Annotated in this window: 9 protein-coding genes and 3 rRNA genes; 9 read left to right on the top strand and 3 right to left on the bottom strand. The window is 65.9% G+C overall.

The features are described from left to right. The first annotated feature begins 161 nt into the window (after positions 1-161). The 4 genes from LX14_RS19585 to LX14_RS19570 all read left to right on the top strand — a co-directional run bounded on the left by LX14_RS19585 (position 162) and on the right by LX14_RS19570 (position 5,830). Positions 162-1,673: ribosomal RNA gene (locus tag LX14_RS19585) — 16S ribosomal RNA — on the top strand. Positions 1,674-2,018: 345 nt separating this feature from the next. Next, positions 2,019-5,151 (top strand): 23S ribosomal RNA (locus LX14_RS19580). 122 nt (positions 5,152-5,273) lie between these two features. Further along, positions 5,274-5,390, top strand: a 5S ribosomal RNA gene (gene rrf / locus LX14_RS19575). Together the 16S, 23S and 5S rRNA genes form the textbook arrangement of a ribosomal RNA operon. Positions 5,391-5,479: 89 nt before the next feature. Continuing rightward, a complete protein-coding gene (locus tag LX14_RS19570; RefSeq protein ID WP_253649050.1) occupies positions 5,480-5,830 on the top strand; it encodes a nitroreductase/quinone reductase family protein in 351 nt (116 codons plus the stop codon). Between the two features lie 16 nt (positions 5,831-5,846). Here LX14_RS19570 and LX14_RS19565 read toward each other — a convergent pair whose 3' ends face one another. Then, a complete protein-coding gene (locus LX14_RS19565) occupies positions 5,847-7,700 on the bottom strand; it encodes a flavin-containing monooxygenase (protein ID WP_253649049.1) in 1,854 nt (617 codons plus the stop codon). Between the two features lie 131 nt (positions 7,701-7,831). Between LX14_RS19565 and LX14_RS19560 the strand changes: the two genes are divergently transcribed. Then, positions 7,832-9,118, top strand: coding sequence for a GAF domain-containing protein (locus LX14_RS19560; RefSeq protein WP_253649048.1), 1,287 nt, complete (start codon positions 7,832-7,834; stop codon positions 9,116-9,118). A gap of 22 nt (positions 9,119-9,140) precedes the next feature. On the opposite strand, the gene LX14_RS19555 is transcribed toward LX14_RS19560, so the two are convergent. Both LX14_RS19555 and LX14_RS19550 read right to left on the bottom strand, forming a co-directional pair. Further along, on the bottom strand, positions 9,141-9,572 hold the full coding sequence (locus LX14_RS19555; RefSeq protein ID WP_253649047.1) for a hypothetical protein: 432 nt from the start codon (positions 9,570-9,572) through the stop codon (positions 9,141-9,143). Then, the gene (locus tag LX14_RS19550; RefSeq protein WP_372505468.1) at positions 9,569-10,696 is read right to left on the bottom strand and encodes a molybdopterin-dependent oxidoreductase; all 1,128 of its coding nucleotides are present in this window, start codon (positions 10,694-10,696) and stop codon (positions 9,569-9,571) included. Before LX14_RS19550 ends, LX14_RS19555 begins: the two co-directional genes overlap by 4 nt. 231 nt (positions 10,697-10,927) lie before the next feature. Here LX14_RS19550 and LX14_RS19545 point away from each other — a divergent pair, with 231 nt between their 5' ends. From LX14_RS19545 to LX14_RS19530, 4 genes are read left to right on the top strand one after another with little or no spacing between them, the layout of a single operon-like run. Next, positions 10,928-13,066 (top strand): HAD-IIA family hydrolase, encoded by a 2,139-nt coding sequence (locus tag LX14_RS19545; RefSeq protein WP_253649045.1) that lies wholly within the window; start codon positions 10,928-10,930, stop codon positions 13,064-13,066. Further along, positions 13,063-13,332 carry a hypothetical protein gene (locus LX14_RS19540; RefSeq protein WP_253649044.1) on the top strand — a complete coding sequence of 90 codons (270 nt, stop codon included), beginning with the start codon at positions 13,063-13,065 and terminating at the stop codon, positions 13,330-13,332. Before LX14_RS19545 ends, LX14_RS19540 begins: the two co-directional genes overlap by 4 nt. A gap of 23 nt (positions 13,333-13,355) precedes the next feature. Beyond that, the gene (locus tag LX14_RS19535) at positions 13,356-14,207 is read left to right on the top strand and encodes a TlyA family RNA methyltransferase (RefSeq protein WP_253649043.1); all 852 of its coding nucleotides are present in this window, start codon (positions 13,356-13,358) and stop codon (positions 14,205-14,207) included. Beyond that, positions 14,204-15,169 (top strand): NAD kinase, encoded by a 966-nt coding sequence (locus tag LX14_RS19530; protein WP_308214142.1) that lies wholly within the window; start codon positions 14,204-14,206, stop codon positions 15,167-15,169. The genes LX14_RS19535 and LX14_RS19530 overlap by 4 nt, the downstream gene beginning before the upstream one ends.

Below are 15,169 nucleotides of genomic sequence, written 5' to 3'. Positions count from 1 at the left end.
GGATGTGTGTTCTTTGAGAACTCGATAGTGTGTTGACATTTTTGTTGGTGAGTTTTGTTTGCCTGCATCATTCGTCAGTGGTGGTGTGGGTTTGTTTTTTGGATTGTTTGGTCAGGTTTTGCTTTCCTGATTGTGTTGAAACTGTTTGGTTTCAGTGTTTTTTCATGGAGAGTTTGATCCTGGCTCAGGACGAACGCTGGCGGCGTGCTTAACACATGCAAGTCGAACGGAAAGGCCCTTCGGGGTACTCGAGTGGCGAACGGGTGAGTAACACGTGGGTGATCTGCCTCGTACTCTGGGATAAGCCTGGGAAACTGGGTCTAATACTGGATATGACCTTCCCTCGCATGGGGGTTGGTGGAAAGTTTTTCGGTACGAGATGGGCCCGCGGCCTATCAGCTTGTTGGTGGGGTAATGGCCTACCAAGGCGACGACGGGTAGCCGGCCTGAGAGGGCGACCGGCCACACTGGGACTGAGACACGGCCCAGACTCCTACGGGAGGCAGCAGTGGGGAATATTGCACAATGGGCGGAAGCCTGATGCAGCGACGCCGCGTGAGGGATGACGGCCTTCGGGTTGTAAACCTCTTTCACCAGGGGCGAACTTAGGACGGTACCTGGAGAAGAAGCACCGGCCAACTACGTGCCAGCAGCCGCGGTAATACGTAGGGTGCGAGCGTTGTCCGGAATTACTGGGCGTAAAGAGCTCGTAGGCGGTTTGTCGCGTCGTTCGTGAAAACTTGATGCTTAACATCAAGCGTGCGGGCGATACGGGCAGACTTGAGTACTACAGGGGAGACTGGAATTCCTGGTGTAGCGGTGAAATGCGCAGATATCAGGAGGAACACCGGTGGCGAAGGCGGGTCTCTGGGTAGTAACTGACGCTGAGGAGCGAAAGCGTGGGGAGCGAACAGGATTAGATACCCTGGTAGTCCACGCCGTAAACGGTGGGTACTAGGTGTGGGTTCCTTTCACGGGATCCGTGCCGTAGCTAACGCATTAAGTACCCCGCCTGGGGAGTACGGCCGCAAGGCTAAAACTCAAAGGAATTGACGGGGGCCCGCACAAGCGGCGGAGCATGTGGATTAATTCGATGCAACGCGAAGAACCTTACCTGGGTTTGACATACACCAGAAAGCTGTAGAGATACAGCCCCCCTTGTGGTTGGTGTACAGGTGGTGCATGGCTGTCGTCAGCTCGTGTCGTGAGATGTTGGGTTAAGTCCCGCAACGAGCGCAACCCTTGTCCTGTATTGCCAGCGGGTTATGCCGGGGACTTGCAGGAGACTGCCGGGGTCAACTCGGAGGAAGGTGGGGATGACGTCAAGTCATCATGCCCCTTATGTCCAGGGCTTCACACATGCTACAATGGCCGGTACAGAGGGCTGCGATACCGTGAGGTGGAGCGAATCCCTTAAAGCCGGTCTCAGTTCGGATCGGGGTCTGCAACTCGACCCCGTGAAGTCGGAGTCGCTAGTAATCGCAGATCAGCAACGCTGCGGTGAATACGTTCCCGGGCCTTGTACACACCGCCCGTCACGTCATGAAAGTCGGTAACACCCGAAGCCGGTGGCCTAACCCTTGTGGAGGGAGCCGTCGAAGGTGGGATCGGCGATTGGGACGAAGTCGTAACAAGGTAGCCGTACCGGAAGGTGCGGCTGGATCACCTCCTTTCTAAGGAGAACACAACAGCTCAGGCTCACACCGTTCGTGTGTGGGGTGGGTGTGTTCATCTGTGAGCGCCAACAAGCCGTGTGCCGTGCCGGCCCCGTTGTGGGGTGGGTGTGGTGGTTCCGCATCATCGTGAGGTGGTGTGGGTGTCGATGCACTATCGGGTCCTGAGAGAACACACTGTGTGTGGTTTCTCGGTAGTCCATCATCGCGCAGCCCGGTAAGAACCTGGGGCGCGCTGGCTCGGTGAGAGTCGGTGGCCTGTGTGGGTTTGGGTGTGTGGGTGGTGGGTGTGTGTTGTTTGAGAATTGCACAGTGGATGCGAGCATCTTTATTTAGTGTTTGTTGTTGTAAGTGTGTAAGGGCGTTCGGTGGATGCCTTGGTACCAGGAGCCGATGAAGGACGTGGTAGGCCGCGATAGTCCTCGGGGAGTTGTCAAACGAGCTGTGATCCGAGGGTGTCCGAATGGGGAAACCCAGCACGAGTCATGTCGTGTTACCCACCTGTGAATGTATAGCGGGTGTGGAGGGAACGTGGGGAAGTGAAACATCTCAGTACCCACAGGAAGAGAAAACAATAGTGATTCCGTGAGTAGTGGCGAGCGAAAGCGGAGGAGGCCAAACCATGCGCATGTGATACCCGGCAGGGGTTGTGTGTGTGGGGTTGTGGGGTCTGGTTTTCCCAATACTGCCGTGTTGGGTGCGAGTGAGAAAACTGCATGCTAGGTGAACTGGCCTGGAATGGTCGACCGTAGACGGTGAGAGTCCGGTAGTCGAAAGTGTGTGGTCTCGTGTGCCAGGTGCCCAAGTAGCAGCGGGCCCGTGAAATCTGCTGTGAATCTGCCGGGACCACCCGGTAAGCCTGAATACTTCCTGGTGACCGATAGCGGACAAGTACCGTGAGGGAAAGGTGAAAAGTACCCCGGGAGGGGAGTGAAATAGTACCTGAAACCGAGCGCTTACAATCCGTCAGAGCCTGCGCCCGTGAGGGGTGGGTGATGGCGTGCCTTTTGAAGAATGAGCCTGCGAGTTAGTGGCACGTCGCGAGGTTAACCCGTGTGGGGTAGCCGTAGCGAAAGCGAGTCTGAACAGGGCGGTTCAGTGGCGTGTTCTAGACCCGAAGCGGAGTGATCTACCCATGGCCAGGGTGAAGCGTCGGTAAGACGACGTGGAGGCCCGAACCCACTTCAGTTGAAAATGGAGGGGATGAGTTGTGGGTAGGGGTGAAAGGCCAATCAAACTCCGTGATAGCTGGTTCTCCCCGAAATGCATTTAGGTGCAGCGTCGCATGTTTCTCACCGGAGGTAGAGCTACTGGATGGCCGATGGGCCCTACAAGGTTACTGACGTCAGCCAAACTCCGAATGCCGGTGAGTGAGAGTGCGGCAGTGAGACTGCGGGCGATAAGGTTCGTAGTCGAGAGGGAAACAGCCCAGATCGCCGGCTAAGGCCCCTAAGCGTGTACTAAGTGGAAAAGGATGTGGGGTCGCGAAGACAACCAGGAGGTTGGCTTAGAAGCAGCCACCCTTGAAAGAGTGCGTAATAGCTCACTGGTCAAGTGATCCTGCGCCGACAATGTAGCGGGGCTCAAGTACACCGCCGAAGCCGCGGCACTCACACAAGACATCCACGGTCTCCTGCGGGGGGTCGTGTAGTGGTGTGGGTGGGTAGGGGAGCGTCCTGCATCCGTGGAAGCGTCGGAGTGATCCAGGCGTGGAGGGTGTGGGAGTGAGAATGCAGGCATGAGTAGCGAAAGAAGAGTGAGAAACTCTTCCGCCGGATGACCAAGGGTTCCTGGGCCAGGCTAATCCGCCCAGGGTGAGTCGGGACCTAAGGCGAGGCCGACAGGCGTAGTCGATGGACAACGGGTTGATATTCCCGTACCCGTGTTCGTAGCGTCCATGCTGAATCACATGTACTAACCATCCAAAACCATCGAGAAGACCTTCGGGTCTCGAGTGTGGGGCTGCATGGGACCTTGTGTGGTAGTAGGCAAGCGATGGGGTGACGCAGGAAGGTAGTGGGGCCAGTCAGTGGTTGTACTGGTGTAAGCCTGTAGGGCGAGACATAGGCAAATCCGTGTCTCATTCAGCCTGAGAGGTGATGCGTAGCCGATTGAGGCGAATTCCATGATCCTATGCTGCCGAGAAAAGCCTCTAGCGAGTTGGAACACGGCCCGTACCCCAAACCAACACAGGTGGTCAGGTAGAGAATACTAAGGCGATCGAGATAACTGTGGTTAAGGAACTCGGCAAAATACCCCCGTAACTTCGGGAGAAGGGGGGCCTCTGCTGGTGACCCATGTACGTGGTGAGCTGGTGGGGGTCGCAGAGACCAGAGAGAAGCGACTGTTTACTAAAAACACAGGTCCGTGCGAAGTCGTAAGACGATGTATACGGACTGACGCCTGCCCGGTGCTGGAAGGTTAAGAGGACCGGTTAATCACTTCGGTGGTGAAGCTGAGAATTTAAGCCCCAGTAAACGGCGGTGGTAACTATAACCATCCTAAGGTAGCGAAATTCCTTGTCGGGTAAGTTCCGACCTGCACGAATGGCGTAACGACTTCTCTGCTGTCTCAACCACAGACTCGGCGAAATTGCAGTACGAGTAAAGATGCTCGTTACGCGCGGCAGGACGAAAAGACCCCGGGACCTTCACTATAGTTTGGTATTGGTGTTCGGTTCGGTTTGTGTAGGATAGGTGGGAGACTGTGAAGCTCGCACGCCAGTGTGGGTGGAGTCGTTGTTGAAATACCACTCTGATCGTATTGGATACCTCAACCTCGGACCATGATCTGGTTCAGGGACAGTGCCTGATGGGTAGTTTAACTGGGGCGGTTGCCTCCCAAAATGTAACGGAGGCGCCCAAAGGTTCCCTCAGCCTGGTTGGCAATCAGGTGTTGAGTGCAAGTGCACAAGGGAGCTTGACTGTGAGACGGACATGTCGAGCAGGGACGAAAGTCGGGACTAGTGATCCGGCACCGGCAAGTGGAAGCGGTGTCGCTCAACGGATAAAAGGTACCCCGGGGATAACAGGCTGATCTTCCCCAAGAGTCCATATCGACGGGATGGTTTGGCACCTCGATGTCGGCTCGTCGCATCCTGGGGCTGGAGTAGGTCCCAAGGGTTGGGCTGTTCGCCCATTAAAGCGGCACGCGAGCTGGGTTTAGAACGTCGTGAGACAGTTCGGTCTCTATCCGCCGCGCGCGTAAGAAACTTGAGGAAACCTGTCCCTAGTACGAGAGGACCGGGACGGACGAACCTCTGGTGTGCCAGTTGTTCCACCAGGAGCACCGCTGGTTAGCTACGTTCGGAAGGGATAACCGCTGAAAGCATCTAAGCGGGAAGCCTGTTCCAAGATGAGGTTTCTCACCACCATTGCGTGGTTAAGGCCCCCCACAGACCATGGGGTTGATAGGCCAGAACTGGAAGCCCAGTAATGGGTGCAGGTGACTGGTACTAATCGGCCGAGGACTTACACAACAGGTAACACTCGATAGAGCGTGTTTCGCATCCACTGTGCAATATCTGAAACAACACACAACCCTTGACAAAGGATTGTGACCAACCCGCTGGCATGGGGGTTGGTGATGGTTTCACAGAGTTACGGCGGCCATAGCGGAGGGGAAACGCCCGGCCCCATTCCGAACCCGGAAGCTAAGCCCTCCAGCGCCGATGGTACTGCACCTTAACAAGTGTGGGAGAGTAGGACACCGCCGAACACAACATCCCGACAAGGCCTCTGAACTCCGGTTCAGGGGCCTTGTCGCATGTCTGGGGTATGTGTTCGCCGGCGCGTACGATCCGCGGCATGACCCTGTTCCAGCGTGTGGCCAACGGCGCCAACAAGGCGGTCTTCCCGCTCCTGCGTGTCCCCGGACTCGCCGGCCTGCTCGGCAAGTCGATGGTCGTCCTCGAGTACACGGGCCGGAAGTCCGGTCGGACGATCCGGCTTCCCGTCAACTACCGCCAGAAGGGCGACACGGTCACCGTCACGGTGGCCGCGCCCGGTCAGAAGTCGTGGTGGAAGAACTTCTCCGGTGACGGCGCACCCATCACCGTCGAGTACCCGGGCGGTGGCCGTCGCGACGGGCACGCGACCACCCGCACCAACGACAAAGGATGGCGCCAGGTCGTCATCGACCTGGCGCCATCCGTCTGAGCTCTGGCCCGAGACCTCAGCTGAGGTGGTGGACCTCCTGTAGTCCGTACACCGGGGTGGGGATCCCCTCGTACCGTGCCTTCAACTGCAGGGCGAGATACAGGGAGTAGTGCCGCGACTGGTGCAGGTTGCCGCCGTGGAACCACAGGTTCTCCTGCTGCGTCGGCTTCCACATGTTGCGCTGCTCGCCTTCCCAGGGACCCGGGTCCTTGGTGGTGTCCGAACCGAGGCCCCACACCTTGCCGACCTTGTCGGCGACGTCCTGACCGATGAGGTCGGCGGCCCAGCCGTTCATGGAGCCGTACCCGGTCGCGTACACGACGAGGTCCGCAGGGAGCTCGGTCCCGTCGGACAGCACGACGGTGTCCTCGGTGAGACGGTCGACCTGACCGTGGGCGAGCTTGATGGTGCCGTCGGCGACGAGCTCCGCGGCGCCGACGTCGATGTAGTAGCCCGAGCCCCGTCGCAGGTACTTCATGAACAGCCCGGAGCCGTCGTCTCCCCAGTCGTGACGGAAGCCTGCGGCCTCGAGCCGGTCGTAGAAGTCCCGGTCCCGTTCCCGGATCGCGTCGTAGATGGGTATCTGGAACTCGTGCATGATCCGATAGGGCAGCGATGCGAAGGTGAGGTCGGCCTTCTCCGTCGTCATCCCGCCGGCGACGGCCCGCTCTGAGTACAGGTCACCCAGACCGAGATCCATCAGCGATTCCGACTTGACGATGTGCGTCGACGACCGCTGCACCATCGTCACGTCCGCGCCGTTCTCCACGAGCGCCTTGCAGATGTCGTGGGCGGAGTTGTTCGACCCGATCACCACGGCCTTCTTGCCGACGTAGGCGTCCGGCCCGGGGTGCGCGCTCGAATGGTGCTGGTCGCCGCGGAAGACGTCCATCCCCGGGAAGTCCGGGATCATCGGCTTCCCGGACATCCCCGTCGCCAGCACCAGATGCTCCGGGCGCAGGGTGATGCGTTCGCCGTCGCGGTCGATCTCGACCGTCCACCGCTTCTCGTCCTCGTCGAACTCGGCGGAGAGACAGGTGGTCGAGCCCCAGAAGGGGACCTCCATGACGCGCGTGTAGAACTCCAGCCAGTCACCGATCTTGTCCTTCGGCGCGAACACCGGCCAGTTCTCCGGGAACGGCAGATACGGCAGGTGGTCGTACCAGACGGGGTCGTGCAGACACAGCGACTTGTACCGTCCGCGCCACTGGTCGCCCGGCCGTTCGTGGCTGTCGACGACGATGGCGGGCACGCCGAGCTGTCGTAGCCGCGCGCCGAGCGCGATGCCACCCTGGCCACCGCCGATCACCAGCGTGTACGGCTGCACCGTGCGGCCCAGCTCGCGCTCCTCGGCCTCGCGACGCTCCGCCCACGACCGTGGGTCGTCGGACTGGCCGTGCACCGCGCCCATCACGCGACGTGTGCCCTGCGGCTCCTCGTGACCGGTCAGCTCACGCAACGACGTCAGCAGAGTCCACGCGCGGTCCTGACCGTCGTCGTCCCGGCGGATACGCAGGTGACCTTTCCCCGTCCCCACAGCGGTGCGGAACTCGATGAACGCCGAGACGACGCCGCCGTCCTCGGTCGCGGGCTCCAGGGTCGCGAAGCCGGACGGGTCGGTGTCGTCGAGGCGTGCGGTGAGCATGTCGCCGATCGCGTCCCGGCCCTCCGACGTCCGCAGGTTCCAGGTGAACGCGACGAGGTCCCGCCAGAAGCTGTCGACCGCGAACAGTTCGGTCGCGCAGGCGATGTCGCGGGCCGACAGCGCGGCCTCGAAACGGGCCAGCCAGGCGTCCATCCGTGCCTGCGGTGCGTCCGGGCTCTCCGTCCCTGATGTGTCGGCGAGTGCCGGGTCCAACGTCTGCGTCATCGTGCTCCTCCGTCATCGGCGTGTGATGCAGAGCACACGCCCTGCGGGCCACGACCGGCAACCGTTGCGACGCGTTGCAACGCTCCGGTTCGTTGCCTCGATCATGTGACCGGGAGCACACTGGTCGGACCATGTCGACCGCACCCGAACCCGCGATCCTCGCGGGCGACGACCCCCGCCACCATGCGGAGGTCCTGTCGGCGGTCTACGACGCCCGGATGTCCGGCACACGGGCTCCGGCGCGACCGCGCACGGTGATCGACGAGTCGTGGCGCCGCCTTCTCGCCGACGGCGCGGATCCCGACCGCATGGCACGGGCGACGCCTGAGCCCACCGTGATGGATCTCGACCATGCGCGGCGTGCCTCCGGTCTCGACGACGTCGTCGAGGAGGTCACCGCCGGGCTCGACGCCGTCACCACCGACGGCGACAACATCGTGGTGGTGGCCGACCGGACGGGCCGCGTGCTGTGGCGCAGCGGTGCGCCCACGGTGCTGTCGCGCGCGGACCGCCTCGGGTTCGTCGAGGGTGCGAGCTGGGCCGAGGACAGCGTCGGCACCAACGCGATCGGCACCGCGCTCGTCGCCGGTTCCGCCGTCCAGGTGTTCTCGGCCGAACACTTCACACGCACCCATCACACATGGACGTGCACCGGCGCCCCCATCCGCGATGCGCGGACCGGCGACGTGCTGGGGGTCGTCGACGTCAGCGGCCCGGCCGCGACGATCCACCCGACGACGCTCGCGCTCGTCGACGCCGTGGCACGCCTGGCCGAGTCACGCCTGCGCGAGCTCCACCGCCGCAGCCTCGATCGTCTGCGCACGGTCGCAGCGCCGATGCTGGCCCGGATGGCCGGGCGGGCGGTCGCCGTCGACAACCACGGGTGGGTGGCCGCGGTGGACGGCGTCGACTCCGGCACGCGGTTGTCGCTGCCGCAGGACGTCGGACCCGGGCGGGTGCTGCTCCCCGGACTCGGGTCGTGCGATCTGGACCCGCTCCCGGGTGGGTGGCTCGTGCGACCGGCCGAGGTCGACGCGACACCGGCGCAGGTCGCGACCCGCCTCGTGGTGGATCTGTGCGCCGAGCAGGCGCCGTCGGTACGGGTGGTGGGTCCGGTGGGCAGCTGGACCCAGACGGTCTCGCCGCGGCACGCCGAGATCCTCTACCTGCTGTCGCTGCACCATCCCGAGGGTCGCGCGGCGACCGACCTGGCCGCGGACCTCTTCGGCGATCCGTCCCGGCTCGTGACCGTGCGTGCGGAGATGTCGCGGCTGCGTCGGCAGCTCCCGGGCCTGATCGCGGGCAGCCCCTACCGCTTCATCGGCGGGCTCGACATCGAGGTGTCGGTGCCGCCCGACCCGACGCGCCTGCTGCCGCGGTCCACCGCGCCGGCCGTGCGCCGGGCCCGGATGGCCTGACCGGGTTCTCTGACCCGACAGGTCAGGCGTCGACCGGCCGAGTGCGAACGGAGCGGTGGTTGCGGACGGCGACCAGGCCGGCGAGGACCCAGATCACGACGAGTGCGAGGGCCAGTCCCAGCCCGTACGGCCTGTCGAGGATGGTGCCGTTCATCGGCCGCTCCCCGGACGGACGCGGGGCCAGCACGGGCAGCGAGATCAGCACCATCACCAGGGTCGCGGCCGTGGCCACCAGCACCGGGGCCCACACGGTCGACGGCAGCAGGCGTGATCCGGCGTGGCCGAGGATCGAGTAGACGGGCGCGAGGATCCCGTCGTGCACCAGCAGGCCGGCCGCGGCCCAGATCAGGATCGACAGCTGATCGCGGGTGGTCATGTCGGTGATGAGGGTGATCCCGTAGACGCCCATCGCCACCCCGACGAGGACGAGGACGACGCGGACCGCGGCTGTCACAGGACCTCGATCCGGGTGAGCCACTTGGTCTGCAGGACCCCGGGGCGGTTCGGGGCGATCAGACGGCAGGGGTAGCCGTGGTCAAGGTCGAGTTCGTCACCGTTGAGGCGCAAGGCGATCAGGGTGTCGTCGGCATCGACGAAGTTCGCCGGGAGCTGTGACACCCCGTACAGGCCGCGTTCCAGCGAGATCATGCGGGTGTCGGATCCGCCCCGGTGCCCGACGGTCGCGAGCAGGTCCCGCAGGCGCACCCCGGTCCACGTGGCCGACGCGCTCCACCCCTCGACGCAGGCGATGGGCAGGTCCCGCGTGGTCTGCGGCATGGCGCGGAGTGCGTCGAGGGTCACTGGGGTCTCGCGACCGGCGGCCGCCACCGTCAACCGGTAGTCCGCGGACCGCACGCCGTCGGTGATCCCGGCCTGCGAGGCCGTGCGGTTCACCGGAAGGCCCTGCGGTCCGTCGCCGGAGCGTGGTGCGAGGAAGGAGACCCACCGGGCGTACGGCAGCGACTGTCCGACGACGGCCACCGCGGCGAGGCCGGACAGCGCCCACGTGCTGCGCAGGACCGTCCGTCGGGTGAGGACACCCTTGTGCTCGGGTGTCGGGGTCGGATCGGGCGCATCGCCGCCGGCGGGGAGGGGGTCGGGTGCGTCGACGGGTTCGCCGAGGGCCGCGCGGATGATCGGCAGTTTCACCGCGATGTGCACCAGGACGGCGCCGATCACGATCCATGCCATCGCGTAGTGCGTGGTCGTGAAGAAGAACTTCCAGGGGTACCACTGCGCGGTGTTCATCAGGCCGGTGAACACCTGGAAGATCGCGGCGACGACGAGGACCGTGATCGACGCGCGCTCGATGAGGCGGACCGGGGAGCCGATCCTGGGCCGCGCGAACAGCTTCGGGTAGACCGTGCCCAGTTTGACCAGCAGCAGTGGGATCGCGGCGACGCCCGTCGTGACATGAAGGCCCTGGGTGAACCGATAGAGCCACACCGGCCGCGTGGGCCAGGCGAACCATCCCGGCGGGTGCTGGATCCAATGGCTCAGCAATCCGGTGACGAAGCAGATCGCGAAACACACGCCGAGAGCGACGCCCACCCGGGCGGTGACCCGCGCTCCGCGCACGGGTGTGTCGGTCCTGTCGTCGAGTCCGACCGACTCGAGGACACGGTCGACGCGGTCGGCGGCACTCACCCGGAAAGCGTACGTCCGGTGCATGGCCGGAGGTGACGCTCGGCGACGTTATGCTGTCGGCGCGAACTTCACAGGGGTGTGTCCGAGCAGGGTGCCGGACGAGTCCACGCGCGTGCGTGGGTGTCCGTGTGGTGTGACCGTCTCGCCAGGAAGAGGACAACCATGACCGATCGTGACGACCGCCGCGGCCCGCATCGCCGGCCCGAGCGCACCCGCTCCGACCGCCCCGGCACCGATCGGCCCCGCCCCGACAGGTCGCGGTCCGATCGCCCCGGGTTCGATTCCCGCTCGTCGGACCGGCGGGGGACCGTCCGCCGGGACGAGCCCGCCTTGCCCGACGACGTCACGCCCCAGGATCTCGACGGCGAGGTGCGTCGCGATCTCAAGACCCTCGACCGGCACAACGCCGACGCTGTCGCGCGGCACCTGGTGATGGTCTCGCGTCTGCTCGAGGAGGATCCGGCCGCCGCCCTGCTGCACGCCCGGGCCGCCCGGGGTCGCGCGGGACGCATCGCCGTGGTCCGCGAGACCGCGGGCATCGCCGCCTACAACGCGGGCGAATGGGCGGAGGCACTGTCGGAACTGCGTGCTGCGCGCCGGATGTCGGGGAGCACCGTGCTGCTGCCGCTGATGGCCGACTGCGAACGCGGTCTCGGCCATCCCGAGCGCGCCATCGACATCGCCCGCAGCGAGGAGGCGCGCGCCCTGACCGGCGACGAGGCCACGGAGATGAAGATCGTCGAGTCCGGAGCGCGGATCGACCTGGGGCAGGCGGACAAGGCGGTCGTGTCGCTGCAGTCGGCCGATCTCGATCCCGCGCAACGTGGCACCGGCCCGGCCCGGCTGTTCTACGCCTACGCGACCGCCCTGCACGCGGCCGGCCGCGACGACGACGCCGTCACCTGGTTCATGAACGCCGCTGCCGCGGACGACGAGGATGTCACCGACGCCGAACTGCGCCTGATGGAGATCACCGATCCCGAGCAGTTCGCCGAGATGTACGGCGAAGACGAGCCCGCCGACGAGCCCGCTGCGGTGGACTCGGTCGACGAGGTCGTCGCAGCGTCCGCGCCGGTCGCCGAGCCCGAACCGGCCGCCGAGCCTGCTGCCGCGCCGGCGCAGGTGGAGGCCGAGCCCTCCGCCCCCGCCGAGCCCAGCACCTCCCCCGAGCCGGAGACCACCGACGACGCAGCACCGATGGAGACGTCCGGGCCGATCGAGACGACCGAGACGTCGCAGCCCGTCGGTGACGCCGGAGCACCAGCGGTCGCGGAGAGCGCGCTGATCGCCGGATACGACGCGGTCTTCGCCGATCTCGACGGCACGCTGTTCGCCGGGAGCGCACCCGTCGACAACGCCCGGGAGACGCTCGAGGCGCTGTCGGTGCCGGTCTGGTACGTCACCAACAACGCCAGTCGGCGACCCGCCGAGGTCGCCGCGCACCTGGAGGATCTCGGTTTCGCGGCAGGTCCCGACCGCGTCGTCACCAGCGCGCAGACGGCGGCCCGCCTCCTCGCCGAGCGCGTCGAGCCGGGATCGCGAGCCCTCGTGGTCGGTACCGACGGTCTCGTGCAGGAGATCCGCGAGGCGGGCATCGCGACCACCCGCAGTGCGGACGACCGTCCCGTCGCCGTGGTGCAGGGCCACAATCCCGAGACCGGGTGGGCGCAGCTGTCCGAGGCGGCCCTGGCGATCCGGGCCGGCGCACTGTGGATCGCGTGCAACGTCGACGCGACGCTGCCCTCGGAGCGTGGCCTGCTCGTCGGGAACGGCTCGATGGTCGCCGCGGTCGCATCCGCGACGGGCGCCGAGCCGATCGTCGCGGGCAAGCCCGCGGCACCCCACATGCACGACGTCCTGTCGCGCAGCGGCGCGTCGCACCCGATCGTCGTGGGCGACCGCCTCGACACCGACATCGCCGGCGCGGTGGCCGTCGGACTCGACAGCCTCCTCGTCCTGACCGGTGTCAGCACCCTCGCCGACGCGATGTGCGCCGACGAGGACTCCCGGCCGACCCACGTCGCAGCGGATCTGAGCGGCCTGCTCCTCGACGCCGAGGTCGCCGCGGTCGGCGCCGACGACTCGTGGGACATCAGCATCGACGGCACCACCGTCCGCATCAGCGCGACCGACGGCGCCGATGCCGCCGCGTTGCCGGGCGCACTGCTCGCCGCCGCGTGGGCCGGCGATGTGCTGGCCGGGGTCGCGCCGGGTGACCTGACCGTGGTGGCGTCCGACGACGCGTCCGCCGCCGCGGCGCGGCGCCACGGGCTGGCGTTGGATACCGTGGCCGGGTCATGACCTCCCCGTCGCCCGCGCAGATGCCCGGCTCGCGTCCCGTGCCCGGTGCCGATGTGTCCGGGGCGGACGCGGTCGAGCCCGCCGAGGTCACCGCGCAGATCCGTGAGATCACCGACCAGATCGACGCGATCGTCGGCGACCGGTCGCAGGACCTCGACGACGACGCCGACGGCACCGACATCGCCGCCCTCGAGGCGACCGCGGACCTGGTCGACCGTGCCCACGGCGTCCTCACCTCGGCCCTGGATCGCCTCGACCGTGTCTGACCGGTGACCGTGGGACACCGCTGATGGCGCCGCGTGCACGGCTCGACGCCGAACTGGTCCGGCGTGGGCTGGCCCGGTCGCGCGAGCAGGCGCAGGCCCTCATCGCCGAGGGCGTCGTCAGCGTCAACGGCGCCGCCGCGACCAAGGCGGCCACCAACGTCGGGCGGGACACCCCGATCCTCGTGACCGTCGACGACGGTGACGACTGGGCGTCGCGGGGTGCCCACAAGCTGATCGGCGCCCTCGACGAGTTCGCGGGATCCGGTCTGACCGTCGAGGGTCGACGGTGTCTGGACGCGGGCGCATCGACGGGTGGCTTCACCGACGTGCTGCTGCGACGCGGCGCCCGACAGGTGGTGGCCGCCGATGTCGGCTACGGCCAACTGGTCTGGCGTCTGCGCACCGACGACCGGGTGGATGTGCGGGACCGTGTGAACGTCCGCCATCTCGACGCCGCGGCGATCGACGGGCCGGTGGACCTCGTCGTCGCCGATCTGTCGTTCATCTCGTTGCGGCTGGTGCTCCCGGCGTTCGCCGCGTGCGTCGCGCCGGGGGGCGACGTTGTCCCGATGGTCAAGCCGCAGTTCGAGGTGGGCAAGGACCGCGTCGGCTCCGGCGGGGTGGTGCGCGACCCCGAGTTGCGGGCGCAGGCGGTCACCGATGTCGCCACGGCCGCGGCGGGGGTGGGGCTGCGCACACTCGGGGTGGTGGCCAGCCCGCTGCCGGGGCCGTCGGGAAATGTTGAATACTTCTTGTGGCTCCGCCGTGACGGCGGATCCCCCCACGACGACGCCGGTCCCGTACGCGCCGTCGACTCTCTCTCCGACGCCACCCGGGCGGCGATCATCTCCGCGATCGAGAAGGGACCCCAGTGACCGAGGTTTCCGGCGCCCGCGAGTTCATGGTGGTCGCGCACACCGGTCGCGAGATCGTCACCGACACGATCGCCGCGATCACCCGCCACTGCGTCGCCGCCGGAATCGGACTGCGTGTGGTCGAACACGACATCAGCGGGGGGTACCACGGTGGTCGGTGGATCGGCCCTACCGCCCACCCCGTCGACCCCGCCGAACTGCGCAACATGGGCGCCGACGTCTCGGTGACCGTCGGGGACAGGGAGTCGGCGGCGGGCTGTGAGGTGGTGGTGGTCCTCGGCGGCGACGGCACCTTCCTGCGTGCGGCCGAACTCGCCTATCCCGCAGGGGTTCCCGTCCTGGGCATCAACCTCGGCCACATCGGCTTCCTGGCCGAGGCCGAGGCCAACCGCATCGACGAGGTGATGGCGCAGCTCGTGTCCGGCGACTATGTCGTCGAGGAGCGGATGACCCTCGACGTCACCATCGTCGACGACGGCACGGTCATCGGTCACAGCTGGGCGGTCAACGAGGCATCCATCCAGAACCCCACCAACCAGGGCGTGCTGGAGATGGTGACCGAGGTCGACGGCAGGCCGGTCGCGTCGTACGGCGCCGACGGCATCCTCGTCTCGACCCCCACCGGGTCGACCGCGTACGCGTTCTCCGCGGGCGGTCCGGTCATGTGGCCGGACCTCGAGGCGATCCTCGTGGTGCCGTCGAACGCGCACGCATTGTTCACCCGCCCCCTGGTGACAAGTCCCGAATCCGTCATCGCCATCGAGGTGGAACGGTCACGGCAGCATGCCATCGTGTCGTGTGACGGCCGCCGGACCCTCGAGGTCCCGGCCGGCGCCCGCGTCGAGGTGGTGCGGGGCGCGCAGCCGCTGCGGTGGGTCCGGATCGACTCCGACCCGTTCGCCGACCGGCTGGTCACCAAGTTCGATCTGCCCGTGACCGGGTGGCGGGGGAGGCAGGTGTGA

Source organism: Williamsia deligens (assembly GCF_024171765.1).
Taxonomy (GTDB): Bacteria; Actinomycetota; Actinomycetes; order Mycobacteriales; family Mycobacteriaceae; genus Williamsia_A; species Williamsia_A deligens.
This window is presented reverse-complemented; position numbering and strand designations above follow the sequence as displayed.